This window comes from Bradyrhizobium sp. AUGA SZCCT0160 (genome assembly GCF_018130105.1).
Classification (GTDB): domain Bacteria; phylum Pseudomonadota; class Alphaproteobacteria; order Rhizobiales; family Xanthobacteraceae; genus Bradyrhizobium.
In genome coordinates this window covers 14,284-35,032 of the sequence record NZ_JAFCMD010000029.1, presented here as the reverse complement: position 1 = coordinate 35,032, position 20,749 = coordinate 14,284, and the positions used below count along the sequence as shown (strand labels likewise).

General features: G+C 59.9%; 15 protein-coding genes. 6 read left to right on the top strand and 9 right to left on the bottom strand.

What is annotated here, in order from left to right; genetic code table 11:
• Positions 1-207 precede the first annotated feature (207 nt).
• Positions 208-723: a helix-turn-helix domain-containing protein gene (locus tag JQ558_RS33030; protein WP_212296361.1), complete on the top strand. Its 516-nt coding sequence runs from the start codon at positions 208-210 to the stop codon at positions 721-723.
• A 22-nt stretch (positions 724-745) separates the two neighbouring features.
• On the opposite strand, the gene JQ558_RS33025 is transcribed toward JQ558_RS33030, so the two are convergent.
• From JQ558_RS33025 to JQ558_RS33005, 5 genes are all read right to left on the bottom strand, one after another.
• Positions 746-2,578 (bottom strand): AMP-binding protein, encoded by a 1,833-nt coding sequence (locus JQ558_RS33025; RefSeq protein ID WP_283814202.1) that lies wholly within the window; start codon positions 2,576-2,578, stop codon positions 746-748.
• A gap of 153 nt (positions 2,579-2,731) precedes the next feature.
• The gene (locus JQ558_RS33020) at positions 2,732-3,931 is read right to left on the bottom strand and encodes an ABC transporter substrate-binding protein (RefSeq protein WP_212209034.1); all 1,200 of its coding nucleotides are present in this window, start codon (positions 3,929-3,931) and stop codon (positions 2,732-2,734) included.
• Positions 3,932-4,340: 409 nt separating this feature from the next.
• Positions 4,341-7,451, bottom strand: coding sequence for an efflux RND transporter permease subunit (locus tag JQ558_RS33015; RefSeq protein WP_212296379.1), 3,111 nt, complete (start codon positions 7,449-7,451; stop codon positions 4,341-4,343).
• 111 nt (positions 7,452-7,562) lie between these two features.
• Positions 7,563-8,021: a nuclear transport factor 2 family protein gene (locus JQ558_RS33010; protein ID WP_212209033.1), complete on the bottom strand. Its 459-nt coding sequence runs from the start codon at positions 8,019-8,021 to the stop codon at positions 7,563-7,565.
• A 40-nt stretch (positions 8,022-8,061) separates the two neighbouring features.
• Positions 8,062-9,159 (bottom strand): efflux RND transporter periplasmic adaptor subunit, encoded by a 1,098-nt coding sequence (locus JQ558_RS33005; RefSeq protein WP_212296359.1) that lies wholly within the window; start codon positions 9,157-9,159, stop codon positions 8,062-8,064.
• 84 nt (positions 9,160-9,243) lie between these two features.
• Here JQ558_RS33005 and JQ558_RS33000 point away from each other — a divergent pair, with 84 nt between their 5' ends.
• The 3 genes from JQ558_RS33000 to fabF are packed head-to-tail and all read left to right on the top strand — an operon-like array spanning position 9,244 to position 12,327.
• On the top strand, positions 9,244-9,822 hold the full coding sequence (locus tag JQ558_RS33000; protein WP_192735085.1) for a TetR/AcrR family transcriptional regulator: 579 nt from the start codon (positions 9,244-9,246) through the stop codon (positions 9,820-9,822).
• Positions 9,823-9,860: 38 nt separating this feature from the next.
• On the top strand, positions 9,861-11,021 hold the full coding sequence (locus tag JQ558_RS32995; protein WP_212296358.1) for an iron-containing alcohol dehydrogenase: 1,161 nt from the start codon (positions 9,861-9,863) through the stop codon (positions 11,019-11,021).
• Between the two features lie 43 nt (positions 11,022-11,064).
• Entirely contained in the window at positions 11,065-12,327 is a 1,263-nt protein-coding gene (gene fabF, locus JQ558_RS32990; protein ID WP_212296357.1) for a beta-ketoacyl-ACP synthase II, read from the top strand.
• A gap of 186 nt (positions 12,328-12,513) precedes the next feature.
• On the opposite strand, the gene JQ558_RS32985 is transcribed toward fabF, so the two are convergent.
• The 3 genes from JQ558_RS32985 to JQ558_RS32975 all read right to left on the bottom strand — a co-directional run bounded on the left by JQ558_RS32985 (position 12,514) and on the right by JQ558_RS32975 (position 14,557).
• Positions 12,514-13,287: an SDR family oxidoreductase gene (locus JQ558_RS32985; protein WP_212296356.1), complete on the bottom strand. Its 774-nt coding sequence runs from the start codon at positions 13,285-13,287 to the stop codon at positions 12,514-12,516.
• A 79-nt stretch (positions 13,288-13,366) separates the two neighbouring features.
• Positions 13,367-13,663, bottom strand: a complete 297-nt coding sequence (locus tag JQ558_RS32980; protein ID WP_212209027.1) for a YciI family protein — start codon at positions 13,661-13,663, stop codon at positions 13,367-13,369.
• A gap of 60 nt (positions 13,664-13,723) precedes the next feature.
• Entirely contained in the window at positions 13,724-14,557 is an 834-nt protein-coding gene (locus JQ558_RS32975) for an oxidoreductase (protein WP_212296378.1), read from the bottom strand.
• A 169-nt stretch (positions 14,558-14,726) separates the two neighbouring features.
• On the opposite strand from JQ558_RS32975, the gene JQ558_RS32970 reads away from it, so the two are divergent.
• Together JQ558_RS32970 and JQ558_RS32965 are read left to right on the top strand one after the other, a co-directional pair.
• Entirely contained in the window at positions 14,727-15,323 is a 597-nt protein-coding gene (locus JQ558_RS32970; RefSeq protein WP_212296355.1) for a TetR/AcrR family transcriptional regulator, read from the top strand.
• 221 nt (positions 15,324-15,544) lie between these two features.
• Complete coding sequence (locus JQ558_RS32965; RefSeq protein WP_212296354.1) at positions 15,545-16,057, top strand: hypothetical protein; 513 nt, start codon at positions 15,545-15,547, stop codon at positions 16,055-16,057.
• 38 nt (positions 16,058-16,095) lie between these two features.
• On the opposite strand, the gene JQ558_RS32960 is transcribed toward JQ558_RS32965, so the two are convergent.
• Positions 16,096-19,200, bottom strand: a complete 3,105-nt coding sequence (locus tag JQ558_RS32960) for a helicase-related protein (protein ID WP_212296377.1) — start codon at positions 19,198-19,200, stop codon at positions 16,096-16,098.
• Between the last annotated feature and the right edge of the window lie 1,549 nt (positions 19,201-20,749).

The window sequence follows — 20,749 nt, the reverse complement described above, 5'->3', positions numbered from 1 at the left end:
CAGGTTTGGTGATCGTCCAGCCGAACTCCGGCTACCATTCGGTCATACAGTTCTAAAATCGAACTGTCAAATCTGCGCTGAATTCTGCTGATTTTAACTGGTCGCGGGGTATTGTTTGGCATTTAGTACCTATCTAGAATGGAAGAGGCGGCTGCGGTTCCCGGGATTGATTCGAGGGGAACAGCGCCTGCCGACCGGAGAGCAGGAATGAAATGGGATGAACTTGAGCAAGAGCCATGTTCGATGGCTCGAACCATCGGTGTGATCGGTGACCGTTGGACGCTTCTGATCCTCCGCGAATGCTTTCTGCGTACGCGCCGCTTCGAGGGTTTTCAGTCAGCGCTTGGAATCACGCGCCATTTGCTCGCAGAGCGGCTGAAAAAGTTGGTTCGGCAGGGCGTGCTGCGCCGCATTCCATACCAGGAGTCACCTAAGCGCCATGAGTATATCCTGACGCAGAAGGGTCTCGACCTCTATCCGATCATGATGGCGCTCGTCCATTGGGGCGACACCCACATGGTCGACGAACGCGGGCGGCCGTTGCTGCATCAGCACCGCAAATGCGGCAAGAACTTCGATCCGGTCATGGTGTGCTCCGAATGCGGAGAGCCGCTTTTGGCCAAGGAGGTACACACCCACCCCGGCCCCGGGGCCCGCGCCCCTTCAGAACGGAATTCTCGCGACAAGCCCGCAAAGCCAAAGACCCGCAAACAAGCGGCGTGATTGCCCGTCAGGGCGCTCACGCTCAAATCACTATCACGTCTTCGCTTGGCGGCTCTGCATACAGCCTTTCGACGCACCACGATCGGTGACTCAACACGGCCCGCTGATTGACGTAGGCCTTGTCGGTGATCTCGCCTGACGCCATCGACGGCGGATCCTTGAGCAGGGAGAACGAACAAATTCTTTCGCTGCTTCCGACGGTTTCATTGTATTCCCGAAAACGGTCTTTCAGGAATTGAACTACGAGAGGGTCGCAGGTCAAATCGGACGTCTTCGAGATTCGCGCTGCCTCGGCCGGATTCAACCAGCAGAGCAGCGCGCACGATTCACGATTTTCTCCCGCGACGACAAGGTCCAGCAATACGCCCCGGGTTGCAGCCAGAATTGCCGCTCGCATATTCCCGACCGAGACCCACGTACCGTTCGCGAGTTTGAAGTTCTCGGAAATTCTGCCTGTAAAGCGCAACCCAAGCTCCGGCTTCTGAGGATCCAGAAACGAGACAGTATCGCCGATGCGATAGAATCCTTCCTCATCGAAGGCCAGTTCCGTCAAATCCGGCCTTCCGAGATAACCTGACGTAACGTTGGGTCCCTTGACCCTCGCCTCGTACGTATCGGAAGCAGGGATCAGTTTTAGCTGCAGACCCGGCGCGGGAAGACCGATCTCTCCCGGCTGGTCGGTCGCCCAATGGGTCGTACTGATTGTCGGGGCCGTTTCGGTGGTGCCGTAGCCCGACATGACCGGAATTCGCCGGCCAGTGATCGACGATGTCAGCCGATAGAGTTTCTCAAGCGTGGCCTGCGAGATGGCAGCCCCGGCATAGCTCAATCTATCGATCCGCTTGAATACGCTGGCGCCAAGTTCGAGGTCGTTCTCGATAGCATCACATAGGAGATTGTAGCCCGCAGGTACGTTGAACATGGCGGTGGGCGAAATCTCCCTGAGATTCGCGACCGTCTTGTGGAAGAGCTGAGGCAGCGGCCGGCCATCGTCGATGTAGAGCGTACCGCCATTCTTGAGAATGCCGTGAAGGATGACGTTGCTGCCCATCGTATGGTGCCATGGCAGCCACTCGACCTGCACCGGCGCGTCCGGAGGAGACACCAGCCGACTCCCCATTTGCAAGGAGCTCGCCATCATGCGGTGAGTGTTGAGCACGCCTTTGGGAAAACCTGTCGATCCGGATGTGAAGAGAATCTTTGCGACAGCGTCGCAAGAAACCGCCTGTGATGCATCCGCGAATCCTTTGCTCCCCGTTCGGGATTTCAGCGCACCGAAAGGCACGGTATCCGGCGCCCCATCGACACTGATCCAGGTCGATGCTGCCAGTTCGGGAATAGAACGTCCCGCGGAAAAGTCGCGCGCGCTCTGAACAAAAACAAATTTCGGACGCAGCGCTTCCGCTATATCCTTGAGCCGAGCCAGGCCGCCGGGCATCAGCGTGTAGTTTGGGGATATCGGCGCCAGAACTACCCCTATCGACATCGCGGCAAACGAGATCACCGCGTTCTCGATCGAGTTTCCTGAAAGTATCGCCAGCTTGTCGGCCGGCTTTGCGCCCATGTCGATCAAGCTTTGGCCAACCGCCTGAACCTGCGACCATGCCTCGCGATAGGTGATCTCGTCCCATCCCCCTTCCGCATTGCGTTGCGCAAGAAAAATTCTATCGGGAACAGAATTTGCCCAGTCCGGAAGAAAATCCGTGATACGCCAGTCGCACTTTCCTAACTCAAGTGGCGAGCTCAATATGAGCGTGCCGTCGGTTCGACGCTCTATGGAAAGCTCCCTTGGCGCGAACGTCAGTGGCTTCGTCGACATCGAAACAATCTCCTGAACCGCTGTGATGGTCGACAAGCGCGCGGGGCACGATTCGTCGCTTCTGATGCCATGTCCGCTGGACCTACCTGCCTGGATCGCGCGAACGATCAATCGAGCTTTCGGGCCAGACCAGCCGGCGGTTGGCAACCAGCCCGCCAACTGCCGCCCCCGTCGCCTCGCCCAGTGAATTCACTCGGACTTGGCATCCAGCACTTCCCCGAAGCCTTCCCAACTAGTACCGGTCCATCGCTGCAGTCGCATCTGTGTCCAGATCATGTTCACCGTGTCGGTGGTGTTGACCTTGACGCCAGGCAGCACAGTCGGCACCACGAAATCCCTGAGGTTCTTGGCCTGCGCGAGAATATTCTTGCGGGACAGATCATTGCCGCATTGCTTTAGAATCTGCTCGAGCAGGACGCCTTGCTGGTAGCCGGTCAGGTAACTGCCATTGGTGATATCGACGCCCGGCAAATACTTGTCCAGAAATGCCCGGTAGGTCTGCATGCCAGGGTCATCCTTCCATGTCGGATCCAGGATATCCTTGTTGGTCGTGCCGACGATCACGCCGACCGATTTGTCGAGACCGGCGGGAGCGAGCGTGCCTCCGACCGAGCCGGATGGGAAATTGATGATGACGGTCGCCTTCCAGCCGATCACCGACGCCTGCCGGATGGCCTGAGCGGCGAACTTCGGTGTGCCGGCGATCACGAGGGCATCCGCGCCGGAGCTCTTCAGATTGACCACCTGTGAATCAACCGTCGGTTCGGTGACCTCATAGGAAGCGGTCACGACCTTTCGGTCGAAATCCTTTCCGAGAAACGCCTTGAAGGCGCTGACATAGTCTTTGCCGAGATCGTCGTTCTGATAGAGGATGGCATACTTGGCGTTTGGCAATGTCTTCGTCAGATATTTGGCGTAGATCTTTCCTTCGGTGTCATAGCTGACAAGACCTGTCGTGGTCAGGGGATGACTGGCGACATCCGTGAACTTGGAGGACCCGCTGATAATTGCGACACTGGGCACTCCTTTCGACCGCAGGTATTTGGCCGTAGCCGAGATACCGGGAGTGCCGAGTTGGCCGAACATGAACGACACTTCGTCGCTCTCAACGAGTTTGCGGACATGCTCCACGGCTTTGGGAGGGCTGTAAGCATCGTCATACGCGATGTAATTGATCTTGCGTCCGTTGATGCCGCCGCGATCGTTGACCGACTGAATATAGGCGATAACCCCCTTGCCCACGAGACCGATCGATGATGCCGGTCCGCTGAAGGGGAAGACGCCGCCGATCTTGATCTCGGTAGCAGAGATTCCCGGCTCGTCCGCCGCGAATGCAGGCCCGCTCAGCAGTAAAGCCAGAGCCGCCACAGCCTTCCATTTCGTCAACATTGATCATCCTCCCAAGCGCGCACCCTTCGGGGTAAGTCGCTCGCGCCATCTTATAGTTCTATTTTAGAACTCGTCAAGCATCTCCGTTGTCGCCCGCCGGTCAGCCAGCCAGCGACGAGCCTCGGGCGCGAGCGGAAACGAGTTCAACCGTCACAGCAATTCGGCCCTAGAAGGCGATTAGGTCGTGGGGGCCACGCGCGCTCGCGCGCTGAATACAAGGCGCGCGTTTGCTTGTTCCAGCGCCAGCTTATCAATTCCATAATAAAACTAATGTTGATGTGTTTGGAGACAAGAAGCAGCTCGATCTAGAGGATCGCCTGTGAGCAGTAAGATGGCGCAGCTGGCTTGCATATGATCAAAGCGACCCCGCGGGTGAGAGCTTGAAGGTATCTCCTCCGACAAGAGCGCCCTACTCGGCAGCCATTGCGGTTCGCAATTCCGGTTCCTCCGTCGAACCCTCATGGATCTCATTTGCAGTCGGCTTGATCCGAAACCACGCGGCATAAAGCGCAGGAAGGAACAGCAGGATCAGAACCGTGCCGACCGCCGTGCCGCCGATCAGCGTATAGGCCATCGACCCCCAGAAGACGGAATGCGTGAGGGGAATGAAGGCCAGCACGGCGGCAAGTGCGGTCAGGATCACGGGCCTCGTGCGTTGCACTGTGGCCTCTATGACGGCGTGATAGTCATCAAGGCCGGCAGCGCGGTTCTCTTTGATTTGTTCGGTCAGGATGAGAGTATTGCGCATCAGGATGCCCGCCAGTCCTATCAAGCCCAGAATGGCGTTGAATCCGAACGGCTGATTAAAGGCGAGGAGCATCGGTACGACGCCGACGAGGCCAAGCGGTGCCGTCAGCATGACCATCGCCATCGTCGAGAAGGATCGCACCTGAAGCATGGTGACGATCAACATGGCGGCGATCATGGCGGGAAAGACCGTCGCCAACGCGTCATTGGCCTTGGTCGCCTCTTCGATAGATCCGCCCAATTCGATGCGATATCCGGCCGGAAGGGATGCGATCAGCGGCTCAAGGGCCGTCTTGATCTCCTTAGAGACCTCTGGAGGCTGGGTCGCCTCGTTGATGTCCGAGCGAATCGTGACGACGGGTGTGCGATCGCGGCGTTTCATAATCGGCTCTTCGAGACGGACCTGAGCATGGCCGATCTGGTCGAGCGGAATCGGGCGGCCGTCCCGGCTCATCAGTGAGAAATCCGCCAGATGCGTTGGATCCAGCCGTTCGCCACCCGCGCTGCGTGCCACGATGGGGACATTGCGAATGTCCTCGCGGACCTGCGTAACAGCGATGCCAGTGAGGAGGAGCTGCAGCTGCCGGCCTACCTCCGCCGAGGAGAGGCCGATGAGGTTCAGTCGATCCTGATCCGGGATGAAGCGGAGCACAGGTGTGCGATTACCCCAATCGCGGTTCGCTTGCCGCACATCGGGAACGCCACGCATGACATCGAGAGCTTTGTCAGAGATGGCGTATAATTGCGCGGGGTCAGGCCCCATGACGCGAAACTCGACCGGGAACGGCGTGTAGGGTCCGAACACAAGCTGAGTGACGCGCACGCGAGCCTCAGGCGCAAGCCCATCTGACACCGCCTGTCGGAGCCGATGCTTCAAAGCCTCGCGCGCGTCCGCGTCCGGTGTAAGCACGACGATCTTGGCGAAGGCCGGATCAGGCAGCTCAGGCGCCATTGCGAAGAAGAACCGGGGAGCGCCCTGACCGACATAGCTCGTGACGATCTTAGCCTCCGACTGGTGGTCCAGCCAGTGCTCGAGTTTTTCGACTGCGGCGGTCGTCGTCTCAATGCTGGTGCCTTCTGGTAAACGAACCTCCACCAGCACCTCGGGGCGGTCGGACGTCGGGAAGAACTGCTGTTTGATGGCGCCCATGCCGACGCCGGAAAGCGCGAAAGCGATAGCGACGATGCTGCAGGTAACGAACTTGTGGCGCACGGCGAAGGTGATGATCCCTCGCAGGCGTCGATAGTTCGGTGTGCCGTAGATCGCGTGGTGACCGCCTTCGATCGGTTTGATCGTCGGAAGCATCTTGACGCCAAGATAGGGCGTGAAGACCACCGCGACGATCCAGGAGACAATGAGGGCGAACCCCACGACCCAAAAGATGTTGCCGGCGTATTCGCCTGCCGTCGAGCGCGCGAAGCCGACCGGGAGGAATCCGGCGACCGTCACGAGTGTACCGGACAGCATCGGCGCCGCAGTGTGGCTCCACGCATAGGCCGCCGCCTTGATGCGGTCCATGCCCTCTTCCATTTTCACCACCATCACCTCGATGGCGATGATGGCGTCGTCCACGAGAAGACCAAGCGCCAGGATCAGGGCGCCGAGCGTGATGCGGTCGAAGAACCGGCCGGTTTCCAGCATGATGAGAAACACGACGGCAAGCGTCAGAGGGACGGCAGCCGCCACGACGATGCCGACGCGCCAGCCGAGGCTGAGCAGGCACACCAGCAGCACCACGCCGAGCGCCATCGCGAATTTCATCATGAATTCGTCAACCGCCGAGGTGATGTTGACGGCCTGGTCGCTGACTTTGGCTAGATTCATCCCGAGTGGCAGCGTCCGAGCGATAGCTGCGGACCTCTGCTCCAGCGCCTTGCCGAGCGCGAGGCCATCCCAGCCTTCCTGCATAACCGCCGCGAGCATGATGGAGGGCTCACCCTGGTGTCGAATAAGGTAGGTGGGAGGGTCCTCGTAGCCGCGGCGGACATCGGCGATGTCGGCGAGCTTCAGCGTCCGCCCCGCAGCGACGATGGGCGTGTCGGCGATCGCCTGGACGCTGTCATAAGCGCCGTCGACCCGGATGAAGACCTGCGGCCCCTTGGTGTCGATTGAGCCTGCGGGTGTGACGACGTTCTGCCGCTGCAAGGCGGCAACGATATCCTGTGCCGATACGCCGAGGGTTGCCAGTTTGGCGTAGGAGAACTCGATGAATATCTGTTGGGGACGTTCGCCGAGGATGTTGATCTTCTTGACGCCGGAGACGTGCAGGAGGTCCTGGCGAATGGTTTCGGCTTGCCTGGCGAGTTCCCGCATCGGCATGCCCTTCGCCTTGAGGGCATAAAGGGCGAAGCTCACGTCCGAATATTCGTCGTTGACGAAGGGGCCGAGCACACCAGGCGGCAGCTTGCGCGCTTCATCTCCAAGCTTCTTGCGGGCCTGGTAGAACTCCTCCTGCACGCTGGATGGCGGTGTGCTGTCCTTCAGCGTAACCGTCATGTACGCGTAGCCTGGCCGTGTGGTTGTCTCCACCCGGTCGTACCACGTCAGCTCCTGAAGCCGCTTTTCCAAGGGTTCGGCGACCTGGTCCTGCATCTCGCGCGCCGTCGCGCCTGGCCATACCGTCGTGACCGTCAACGTCTTGATGGTGAAGGAGGGGTCCTCCGCCCGCCCGAGCATGAAGAAGGCATAGACGCCTGCGGCCGCCATCAGGAGGATGAAAAACAGGGTTACGGCCCGTTCTCGAACGGCGATCGCGGAAAGATTGAAATTCAGCATTTGCCGACTCCTATTCCTCGACGTCCTGACGTTCGCCGTCTTGCGGCAGGTGGGGCGCCGAGTGAACCGCGCTAACCCAAAGAGCGCGGGCCTCTGACTGCGCTTCTGCTAACTTACAATGGGTTCGGCGACAGCTTCTTTGAGACCAGCTGCCGCTTGGGCAGCAAGCCCACGGGCCGCTTCCTGTGAATCCTGAAATTCCTCGAGTGCATGGACCCTACCCCACCGCAGGGTGAACACGTGGAGACCACGGTTGACATACGACGCGTTGCCGTGTGGCAGCGTTGCGGTGCCGTCCCACTGGACAAACACGGTGGTATTCCACGGCCAGCCCTTCACCCAGATGTTGTTGACTGTGAGATGGAGATTGGGAAGGACGCGTCCGAGGCGCTCAAACCAGCGGCGCATGGCTTTCTTGTCGTTGCGCTCACCACCAAGCGCGTGGGCGCCGGAAACGCGGTGATGGACATCCGGCGCGACTGCTTTCACCGCTTCATCCCAGCGGTGGTTGTTGACGTGGTCGAAGGTCTTTCGGATTTCGTTCTTGACAATGTAACCGTATAGCATTGTTGGTCTCCGACGGTGATCGCGGAAAGATTGAAGCTCATCAGTTGGACGCAGTCCTAACGCGTGCGCCCTCCTGCAGGAGGTGAGCGCCGAGAGAAACAATCGGATCACCAAAACTCAATCCAGAGACCACCGCGCTTTCGCCGCTCAGCCGAACAAGTTTGATGGTCTGAAAGCGGACGGTTGATGTGGCGCTGTCCAGGACCCAAACACCCGTCTTCCGGCCGTCGTCGAGCACGGCTCCCAGCGGCACCTGAACTTCCGGCTGGCTGGCCTGGCTTGCCAGTCGAATGGTCACCGTCGCGCCAAGAGGCGCTGCCGCAGCCTCACCGTCGAGCACATACCGGGCCTCATAGGTGCGGGTCTGAGCATCGGCGGCATCCGACAACTGCCGCAGATGCGCCATATTGCGCCGCCCGTCGGCCCCATACACGCTGGCCTCCGCCACGGAGCCGATCGCTGGCCGGATTGTTTCGGGAAGCGCAACCACCGCTTCGCGGGGGCCGGCCTTCGCGATCCGAACGACTGTCTGGCCGGCGGAGACGACCTGCCCGGGCTCGCCAAGCGTATCGACCACCGTTCCGTCCGCGTCCGCTACCAGGATCGAGTAGGTCGCCTCATTCTCGGAGACGCGCGCATCAGCTTCAGCGGTGGCCAGTTGGGCCGCGGCGGTATCCAACGCGGCCTTCGCTTGCTCGTAGCGCTGTCGGGAAGCCCATCCGCTGCTCACCAACCCGGCGTATCGCTGTTCATCCGCTTCGGTCTGAACGAAAGATGCGCGCGCTGCGGCAACGGCGTTGCGCTTCGCCGTGACCGCAAGGCGGAGGTCGGTTTCGTCGATCCGCATCAGCGGTTGACCGGCCTTAACTTGCTCACCGGCATTCACGAGCCGTTCCACGATCTTGCCGGCAACGCGAAAACCGAGGTTGCTCTGCACCCTCGCCGCTATGATGCCCGTGAAGCCGCGTTCGGATCCGGTCACCCGTGCTGCCGTCACCAATCTGACGATCGGTGGGTCCTGCCTCGGGTCGCTCACGGCAGAGGCTGCGTGCGTACGGATGGAAAGCGTAACGAATCCGGCGACCCCGAACACCGCGATCAGGATGCTTCCCAGCACGATAATGGGTCCTTTTTTCATGGCACAGCCTCACCAAAATAGATTGCACTCGAACTCTATATCTGATATAGATTTCGAACGCAATCTAAAAATTGGAGATTTGCAATGCGCGTGAGTCGCATCCAGGCCGCGGAAAACCGCGAAACTGTAATCAATGTCGCAAGTCGCCTTTTTCGGGAGTGCGGCTTTGACGGCATCGGCCTCAAGGATCTGATGAAGGGTGCCGGGCTGACCCAAGGCGCCTTTTACAAGCAGTTCGCGTCAAAGGAGGACTTGGCGGCTCAGGCGTCCAAGCGGGCGTTGGAGAGCGCCACTCTCCGATGGTCGGCCGCGACCGCGGCGAAACCCAAGGATCCACTCGGCGCAGTGGTTGCGTTCTACCTCAGCGCCGACCATCGCGATGAAAAGATGGACGGCTGCCCGATCGTGGCGCTCGGCTCAGATGCCGCCAGACAGGGCAGCGACGTGAAAGCGTCATTCGAAACCGGGATCAAAGACCATCTCGAAATCCTCAGCCGAATGATTGCCGAAACCAGCGGCGAGAAGCCCAAGGGCAAAGCGATGGCCATTCTCTCGACGATGGTCGGTGCGCTGATGCTATCGCGCGTCGTCAACGACCCCGATCTGGCTCAGGCCCTTCTGAAGGCGGCGGCCAAACAGGTTCGCGAAACCGCGGCCGCTTGAGAGCTAGTTAATCCTGTAAATTTCATGGAGGACACGAAATGCGCAAATCCGGGATCCACACCTTTCCAGCAATCGATCGTGTCGTTTATGGCAAAGCTGCGGCGGACGCTTTGAACGACGAGGCGGTGCGACTGGATGCCAAGCGCATCTTCCTCATCGTCAGTCGAACCTTGAACACCAAGACCGATGAGATCGAGAAGATTCGTCGTGCTCTTGGCGACAAACATGTGGCGACCTTTGATGGAATTGCGCAGCATACGACGCGCAAGCAAGCTGCCGAGGTGGCCCGTCAAGCTAATGACGCAGAAGCTGATCTAATCGTGGCTGTCGGGGGAGGTTCTGCTATCGATCTCGCCAAGATAGTCATCATGGCGATGGAACATGATATCCGCGATGAAGCGGGTTTCGATCCATTTCCCATGGGCCCGGGCGTAAACATCTCTCCGTTCCTTTCGCCCACAGTCCGACAGATCGCAATACCGTCCACGCTGAATGGCGGCGAATGCAATGCAGCAGCACTCGTCACGGACGAGCGCCATAAGTTGAAGCAGATATTCTTCCATCCCCAAATGATGCCACTGGCGATTATCCTCGACCCTGCCCTCACCCTTCAAACGCCATCGAACCTTTGGATGGGATCGGGAACTCGCTCGATGGATCACGGTATCGAAGCGCTGTGCTCACCGGCCGGCACCCCGTTAGCTGACGAAGTCGTCTTGGCAGGTATCCGCATTCTGCGCGAGGGAATGCTCCGGACCTTGCAGCAACCTGATGATCTGGAGGCGCGTCGACAATCTCAATACGGCTCATGGCTGGCGTCTTATGGCCTCCAGGCACGCGTTCCGATGGGAGCAAGCCACGGCATTGGCCATGTGCTTGGCGGCACCTTCGAGGTTCCCCACTACTACTGCACACCTGTCATCATGCCGAGCCTTCTGCGCTACAACAAACCCTTCACCGAGGAGGCGCAGAAGCGTTTGGCGACGGCACTTGGCGCCCCGGGTGGCGACGCCGCAGACGCCTTTGCAGCATTCACAAGAGCACTTGGACTACCTGGCCGCCTCGCTGATGTCGGCATAGGCGAAGGCAAGTTCGATCAGATTAGCAAGATTGCAATCAATCATCGCTTCGTACAGGCCAATCCGCGGCCCTTCAAAAACGAAGCCGAGATCATCGATCTGCTGCGAATGGCAGCTTAGCTGCCATCAGCGACGATGGGCCAAGATTGGAAGGTAACTGATTATGCGTCGTGTCGTCGTTACGGGGTTGGGACTGGTATCACCGCTGGGTTGCGGCAGTGAGTTGGGTTGGTCCCGCCTGCTTGCGGGCCGCTCAGGGCTGGCCGCCCTTCCCGAATGGGCGGCTACCCTTCCCGCGCGGGTCGCTGGAATCGTGCCGATAAAAGCCGACGATCCGGGTGGCGGCTTCGATCCGGATCTGGTCGTTGCTCCCAAGGATCAGCGGAGGATGGATCGCTTCATCCTGTTCGCACTGGTCGCCACGGCCGAGGCCATTGCACAAGCGGCATGGACGCCCTCCGACGCACACTCGCTCGAGCGCACGGCGACCATCATCGCGTCGGGTATCGGAGGCTTTCCGGCAATCGTCGAGGCAGTTCGCACCACCGATCAGCGCGGGATCAAGCGTCTCTCGCCCTTCACCGTGCCGTCCTTTCTCGCAAATCTCGCGGCCGGTCATATTTCCATCCGCTACGGCTTCAAGGGTCCCATCGGTACGCCCGTTACTGCTTGCGCCGCGAGCGTGCAGGCGATCGGCGATGCCGCACGCCTCATTCGAACCGGCGAAGCGGACATCGCGATTTGCGGTGGCACGGAAGCCTGCATCGATCTTGTGAGCCTCGGCGGCTTCGCCGCCGCCCGGGCCCTTTCGACCGGCTTCAACGAATCGCCAGCGCGTGCGTCCCGGCCCTTCGACCGCGACCGTGACGGCTTCGTCATGGGTGAAGGTGCCGGTATCCTCGTTATCGAAGAGCTGGAACACGCACTCCGCCGGGGAGCCCAACCGATCGCCGAAATCGCCGGCTATGGCACGACTGCTGATGCCTACCACATCACGTCAGGACCCGAGGACGGGGACGGCGCGCGTCGCGCGATGGAAGGCGCCTTGAGGCAGGCCGGCCTCAAGCCCGGTGACATCCAGCATCTCAACGCCCATTCCACTTCGACGCCGGTTGGCGACGTTTCCGAACTTGAAGCGATCAAATCCGTGTTCGGCCGCGACGGTAAAATTGCCGTGAGCGCTACCAAATCGGCAACTGGTCATCTGCTCGGCGCAGCCGGGGGAGCGGAAGCGATCTTCACGATCCTCGCGTTACGCGACCAGGTCGCGCCGCCCACTCTCAATCTCGAAAATGGTGACACGGCCGCGGAAGGCGTCGACCTCGTCTCTCGTGAGGCCAGGCGCATGACGATAGAGCATGCGATTTCGAATGGATTCGGCTTCGGAGGCGTCAACGCCAGCGTCATCTTTCGACGTTGGCAATGAAAGAGAACCGATAGCTCCGAACCCGATGCCGCATAACACGTCCAGGCTGGTTGTCGTGCAAAATCGGCCCGGGATAGCGGGGGAAGTACTCGTGTTCCAGCGGCGCGCTCCGAAATGGCCACTCTTATCGCGCAAATGTCCGATTTGCTCGCGCCAATCAGTGGGCGACGACGACCAACTTCGCCGTCAGGCCCGATAACGCGCGGCGGGCTTGGAGTTGCCGAAGCCTGCCGCCAAAACGCCGCGCGCCTTCTCAAAGGCGTCCCACGCCGCCACATCGGGCACCGGCGGAATTGTCACCAATTCCTTGCGATCGAAGCCGACCAGGGCCGCATCCACGAGATCTTCAACCTCCATGACATTGGGCACCTTGCTGGCGTCGCCACCAGCTCGTTCGTAAATCTCGGTGCGCGTGGCCGCAGGCAGCACGGCCTGCACATAGACGCCCTTCGACGCGACTTCGGCGGCAAGGCCTTGCGACAGCGTCATCAGGTATGACTTGGTCGCCGGGTAGATGCCCCGGGAATATTCGGGGAGCAGAGCCAGCACCGACGCGATGTTGATGATCGCGCCCTTGCCGCGTTCAACCATGCGGCCGACGACGGCGGACGCGAGCAACGTCGGCGCGACCACGTTCAGCCGTAGCAGATCGTCCATCTTGACTGGATCGGCGGTCGCGAAATCTCCGATCAACGCCGCGCCTGCATTGTTGACAAGGATGTCGATGGGCGGGTCGGAGCGGAGGCGCCGGAGAACCGGTTCGAGTTGGGAGCCGTCGATCAGGTCGGCCGTGATGACTTCGACCGCAACGCCATGCGCATTGCGCAGTTCGGTGGCGAGGGCGTTGAGCCTGTCGGTCGCGCGAGCGACGAGCACGAGATCGTGGCCGCGTACGGCCAGGCGGCGTGCGTAAACTGCGCCGATGCCGCTCGAAGCGCCGGTAACGAGTGCGATGGTCATGGATGTTGTCCTGAATGAATTTCGAGCATCGGGATGCCCTGCCGGGGATCGGTGGTGACAAATCGTCGGAGCGGCACGGTTAGCCGCGCGCCTTCAGATGAAGCATCGGGTGATGCTCATAGTGACCGGCGCCGTTCTTCACGATGGGGTCTTCCGAGGTGATCGCCTTGATGTCTTGGTCATCGGCGATCTGATAGAGCGACACGCCGTATCCGCCACTCGGGTCCATGACAGGGCCATGCGCGACGATCTGTCCCTTTTCGAGCAGGTCATCCAGGAACGCGCCGTGCTGCTTCATCCATGCTTTCTCGTCGGCGGTCATGGTCGCGAGAAAATCAGCGCGCGGCGGAATGTACTTGCACAAATAGTACTTCATGGGTCGCTCCTCGGTGAAAGAGACATGTCTGCTTGCTTGGAGATCTCTCGATTTCAGGGATCAATCAGCCACGCCCATCTGCTTGCGAAAACTCTTCTCGAAAGTCTTTTCGGGAACAAAGCGCCGCATCAGGCGGAGACGGCCCGCCACTTTTCCGGGCGTGTACCGAATGCTCGGCTCTTTTTCGGTGGCAGCCTGCACTACCTTGTCCGCCACGGCTTCCACGGGATCGCCGGCCGCGATGCCGTTGCGCCAGGTCGCGTTCATGGCCGTGCGTCCTTTGTCGTAGACATTTATGATCCGATCGGGCTTGTCGCCGTTCTCTTCCAGCGCGGTGCGGGTGAAGACTGGCTCGACCAGCGAGACACGAATGCCGAATGTTCGCAGTTCGTGATCGAGCGATTCGGAATAGCCTTCGACGGCGTGCTTGGTGGCGTTGTAGAGCGCTGTATATGGTCCGGGCAGGAAGCCGGCCACCGAACTGATGTTGATGATCCGACCCTGGCCCTGCTTGCGCATGATGGGCAGCACTTCAGCGGTGGTGCGAAGGATGCCGAAGACGTTGATGTCGAACAGGCTCTGGGCTTGATTGAGAGACGATTCCTCGGCGGCGCCGATCAAGCTGCGGCCGGCATTGTTCACGAGCACGTCGATCCGGCCTGCAAGCCCAACGACGTCCTTGATCAGTTGTTTGACGGACTCATCATCAGTGACATCGCAGCGAAGCATATGAATGCCCTGTCGCACCTCGTCGGGCGCGGCCTGACGGCTGGTGCCGAACACCCGATATCCCGCGCGGATCAGGGCAAGTCCGGCCGCAAGCCCGATGCCCCCCGAAGCGCCCGTGATCAGGGCGACCTTTTCTCCCGCTGCGCGCGATTGTGCATGTGCCATTTCGAATTCCCTTGTCAGCGCCGCCAATGATTATGTTCGTAATCATCGCTTATTTATGATTATGTATATAATCATTGTCAAGGGCCTCTTGGACGACCAGTCCGGGCCCCGCTGAAAGAGGTCATGCCGGCGTTATGCCTCGGCCGTCGCCATCGGAAGGAAAGGGCTCGTGAAAGTCAGCAAGGAAACGGTCGAGCAGAATCGCGAGCGGGTGATCGCGACCGCCGCAAGGCTGTTCCGGGAACGTGGGATCGACGGTATCGGGCTTGTCGACTTGACGAGGGCTGCCGGGCTCACTCCCGGAGGCTTCTACCGGCAGTTCAAGTCAAAGGACGACCTCATCGTTCAGGCGGTCACGCGGGCCTACGAGGATATGAGCGAGGATATCGCGGGCCGTATCGCAGCGAGCGATGATCCGCTGGAGACCCTCGTGCGTCATTACGTGTCGGACTACCACCGCGATGATCCGGGGCAAGGGTGCGGCCTTGCAGCAATGGCTGCCGACGCGGCACGTCACGACGATCCGGCGCTGCGGGAATGCTTCGGCAGCATCGTCAGTAACTATATCGGGCTTCTCACCAAGCTCGTGCCAGGAAGAAGTGCAAAAGCGAAGCGGAGCGCGGCGATAGCGGCGCTCGCCGAGATGATCGGATCGGTTGTCCTCTCCCGCGTGGTGTCAGATCCCGCACTATCGGATGAGATCATCGACACGGTCTCGAATGATCTGGTGAAACGCCATGCGAAATCTTCTCGAACTGCTCGATGAGCCGATCGGCGCCGCCTCCGACCCGCCGACGCACCTACTCGAGCCACCCGGTGAAATTGCGCTCGCTTGATATCCACCGCCCCCTTTGAAATCACTTCCCCTCTGCGCTTGGCCCTGGGAACCGTTGCGAAGCAACTAATTAGACTAGTAGATTAGGCCAGGCCTCGTTGCGAGCGGCCGCTTTGCGCCATGAGCGGCCAGTCGCAAATCGAATAATAACGATGTCTCCTTTTCACTCAGAAGCGGCCATCGCCCGCCAGATTAGCCATGTCCGAAAGTGCCAAACTCAGGGCGTCCGAAAAGCGGCAGCCGAAGAGCGCGGGATAGCGATCGATCAAATCGTAAAAGTGATGGTATCAGCAGCTTGCATCCGTGTGGATGCGGGAAATATCAAGCGAAAGCAGCGAACCATCGACATTCCTTGGTCACCTAAGCCAAAAGGCGTTGCCACCATCACGCGCGCGCCGGGCCATACCGACGAAAAACTTGTGAAGTCCGTCGCCCGGGCTCACGCGTGGCTGGCAGACCTAACCGCGGGTCGGTACGCCTGCGTTGAAGACCTTGCTGCGGCGGCCAACATCAATCCAAAAGTGGTTCGGCAAGGCCTGCGATTAGCGTTCCTGCCGCCAGAATTGACCATGAGCGTCCTGAATGGCGAGGCCACAATGGCTCTAAAGGACATTCCCAAAACGCTGCCGTTACCTTGGGCCGTACAGCGGGAGGTGATCGGCTGAATTCGTCGATCGAATGCTATGGAAACGGCTCTAGCCAACTACTCGTCCAGCAACTCAAGGAAGTCGCTTATTCGTTCGAATGGCTTCGCATTGCGATTACCGATATAGACCACGCGATCGCCTTCGCGCTGCAGCGACTTCGCTCTCGACTTGCGAAGCCGACCGGGGAGAAACGTCGCCGCAACAGCCTCGGGGCCGACGTCGAGCCTCATAATGCCGCGCCGCTTGCAATCGAGCCTGAGCCTCGCCGCCGCGAAAAACTCGCGCGCGGCCGGCGGCAGCCTGCCGAAACGACGTGCGGTTTCGTCCTCCAAATCGTCGAGATCATCCTCGGTGCGGCATCTGGCAATACGGCCGTAGATTTCCAGGCGAACAGCGTCCGACTGTACGTAGCCCGTGGGCAGCATATCGGCGATCGGCAGGTTCAGATCAGGCACCCACAGTTCGGCGCCACCGTCGGCGCCCTTCTCCGACGCCCGCTTGAGAAGATGGCTATAGAGCATTGGCCCGAATACCTGCAGATGGCCAGACTGCTGTTCGGAGAAGAGGTCTCCGGCGCCCCGCAGATCCAGATCACGCTCGCTAATGGCAAAGCCGGCGCCGGGCTTGCTGAACTGCTCCAGTACGGCCAAACGCTTCTCGGATTGTTCGGAGTTCGACTCGTTTAACAAATACGCGAAAGCACGCGTGCCGCCCCGTCCGACGCGGCCTCTTAGCTGATGAAGCTGCGACAGACCAAACTTCTCCGGCCAGCAGATGACGATGGTGTTCGCCCGGGGGATGTCGAGACCGCTCTCCACGATATTGGTCGCGAGGAGCACGTCCGCTTCACCTTCGACGAAGCTCATCATTCGATCGTCGATATCCTCGGCAGGCAAGCGGCCATGGAGACATACGACGCGAAGGTCTGGAGCCGTCAACTTCACCCTTGCCAGCATCGGCTCCAGATCCTGGATACGGGGGCAAATCAGAAAACTCTGCCCGTGGCGTCTCTGCTCACGCAGCAAAGCCGCGGCGATCGCGGCGTCCGACAGCGGAGCAACCCTGGTGACGATAGGCAGCCGGTGAACCGGCGGCGTCGCAATAATGCTCAGGTCCCGGAATCCTGCAAGACCCGCCGCCAGCGTACGCGGTATCGGCGTGGCGCTCATCCAAAGGGCATGAACGCCCTTCGCAAGGCCTGAAAGTTTCGCCTTCTCCGCCGCACCAAAATGCTGCTCCTCGTCGATGATGACGAGGCCGAGGTCGGCAAATTTCACGTCGGTCGAGGCGAGAGCCTGTGTGCCGACAACGACTTTCAGTTTGCCGCGGCGGAGTTTTTCCTTCGTATCTCGTATCTCCGCTGCCGTTGCTGCCCGCGACAAATTTGCCACTTCTATCCCGAGCGGACCGAACCGCTTGCGAAACGTCTCGACATGCTGTCTGGCGAGGACCGTGGTCGGAACCGCGACAGCGACCTGTTTTCCCGAGAGCGACACAGCCGCCGCCGCCCGCAAGGCGACCTCGGTCTTGCCAAAGCCGACGTCACCGCAGACCACCCGGTCCATCGGGTGACCGGCCGCCAGATCGTCCAGCACGTCCCGGATCGCCTTGGCCTGATCAGGTGTCGTGAACCAGGGAAAGCGCGCGACGAATCTTTCATAGGCCGCCCCTGGAGCGACCAGCTTGGGAGCACGCCGGCGCCGTCGTTGGGCGATATGTTTCGCAAGCTGCTTGGCCGCTGCTTCGATTTCCTGCTCGGCCTCGCCACGCCTGTTCCACCACGTGCTGCCATCGGCCTTGTCTAACGTGAGCTTACCGGGCTCTACAGCGTAGGGCCAAATCAAGGCGAGATCGGCAGGCGGAACAAGCGCAGCATCATCCCCGGCGAATTCGAGCCTGATCATCTCGCGGTTTGTACCGTTCCCCATGTCGATGGTCTGCAAACGATCAAGCAAAGCCAGGCCACGCTGGAGATGAACGACGGCCGCGCCGCGCTCGGGAATATCCGGGTGATTGAAGGCAACTGTCCAGGCTTTGGCCATCGGTTGCGGATGATGGGCACGGCTACCGAGCACGTCAGACGCGGTCACAACCAAGGTCTGCTTTTTCCCGGGAGCGAAAAAGCCCGCGTCGAAGTCGGCCAACAGCGCGCCCTCGCGTCTTCTTGCCTCCACCGCCTCGTCCCAGTTGGCGAAACGCTCCGCCCTGACCCCACTCATGCGCTCCATCGCGCGCAGATCGTCTTCGACCGCGGCGACGAAGAGCAAACGAGATCCGGCGCGTTCCGCACGGGCCACGAACGCGCGAAGCGCTTTCCTCGGTGCCGCGACCTTTGAGAAGTCGGGCGTGGCCACAAACGCCGCCTTGGCAGGAAGCACACTCGTGCGCTTCTTCAGCTTCTTCCAGTCCCCTCGCCCCAGATATTCGCGTTCCGAATCCCTGCGGCCGGCCGCCTCCTCGATCGTACTCAGCCAGCTGTCAGCGTGGGCCGGAACTTTTGCATCCGCGAACCATCGTGCCCGATCGCAATAGTCCAGGAAGGTAGCCCGCTGCGCCCGGTTGCCGCCCAGCGCGAGGCGTTCCGACATCGGATCGACAATCAGTTCCTTGAGATCGGATATGACGTCATGCTCATTCGGGTCGACGGCAACAATTCTGCGGATCGAACCGCCGGAATGCTCGATCCGGTACGGCCCGAGAGCACCGGCCGGGAAGATCTCGAATGTCGCGCCGTGAAAGAGCGCGGCGCCCGGATATTCAGCCTCTTCGTCGAGATCGTAGCCCAATTTCTCAATGCGTGCCTCGAGGTCCTGCTCGGCATATGACGCTAGCACCTTAAGGCTTAGGCTGATGCGCGACCAGCTCGCCGGCAAAGGCAGCCGCTCCATGATCGCCTCTGCCGTCGAGACGAGCAGAATCGGCTTCTTTCTTCTGGCAAGACGGCGCAAGACCGAACACCGCCTGCCAGCGATCTCGCGCGATGGCTCCAGCCCATCGAAGGGCAACGTATTCAATCTGGGGAATACGAGAACATCGAGCGATGGATCGAGTGCATGGACGATGCCGCCGAGCCGCTCGGCCCTGTTCTCGTCTTCAGCGAGAAACACCAACCCATCACGACCGGACTTTTTCCACTGCTCGCGAAGATGGAGCGCCAACATGCCGAGGGGCGAGGACGTCGCGATGGCGGAACCCGCGGATTGTCCGCCAGTCCTGGCCGCGCTTTTCCTGGTCACGCCGCGGGAGCTGACCTTCCTGCTTTTCTTCACGAAGCTTCCATCGTCATTCGACAACTCAGGTGCCGCAAATCGCCGGAAAATACAAGTTATCCACTTTGTACGCTTCCCTGGACGGCGACGCTCATCGCGCAGCAGCGGGAAAATAAGACGAGCGCTAGAAGATACTGAATTGGCATTCGAGACACAAAAGTTTCGTTCCATTTGTTTTTGACTATGACGGAACTCTGAGCAGCTCAAATGACAACGATCGGCTACCCTCACCGAAAATCGTAGAAAATCTAATACGGCTTCTAGAGGGGGCGTGGTCGTCGGCGTAGCCTCCGGCCGAGGCGGTTCGATGGCTGATCATCTGACAAAAGTCTCCGACCAATCACATTGGCCGAAGATTCGACTTGGACTTTACAACGGCGGATGGATTGGCAAGCTCGGCGAACTGCCTCCGCAAACCGCGCGGTTAAGTGAGTTCCTAATTCACGCAAAAAGAATAATTACCAATCTTCAATCATACGGCGTACCTATCGCGGTAATAAAGGCGACTCCACCCTCCCAAATCAGCATCCGATTTGAGGCTGGCGTGAACACTGAAAGTATGTGGTTCGTAATAGTTGACGCTTTCAAGCAAGCCGGATTGGAGACTAGTACGATTGCGCGAAGCAAGCACTCCATCGACGTGCTTTCACGAGGAGTGATTAAGTCCCATCGCTTGCTTTGAGATGAAGGTCGAATCCGCGCAGCATCGGTCTAGTGTAGCAATCCCCTACGCTGAGCCAAAGAGGTACGAGGCTTCAGGTCAGAACATGCTTGCCCGTAATCTCATCGCTAATACTTACAGGTGACGCATATCTCGACTCCTCGGCCCGAGTGCCACTGCCGTAAGCTAAGGTAGGTGACCTGTCAGTCCCATAGTTTGATCTCTGAGGCTTGTCGACGCGATGAGACCTCTCTGGGGAGAAAAATGTAGGACGGCGGCCGTAAGTAGGCTGACTTTGGTCGGCAGGCGGAACGAGAGGGATCGAATCCTCCAGATCGTCGCGCGGCAGTCCGAGAGCCAGAGATTCCTGATTGTGAATAGTTTAAGCCGATGATCTGGCCGAAACAAAGTATCAGGATCGCGCAGCAGTCTGGGTGAAGGATTGCCGATTCCGTCGCGCCGCGATCGGAGATCGAGCCGACACGGACTGCCAAGGTCGGGCGGCAGTCCTGATCGAACCCGTCTCTGCCGATAGTCTCCGTAAGACGGGAATTTTCGCGGGAGAGGCCGGAGACTTTCGCGACTCCGCCCCCGAAACTCAGATATCCGGAGTCCGGAGACAAAGTCGAATGCCGGAAAAGTCGGGATTTCCGGCCCATTCTCGGGTCTTTAGGGAAGTCTCTTAAGGGGCCGGAATGCGTGGCTGGCGACGCAGTGTTGATCGCACCCGTCTCCGGGCAAATTCCCTGCAAACAGGGAATTTTACAGGGAATTTGGCGA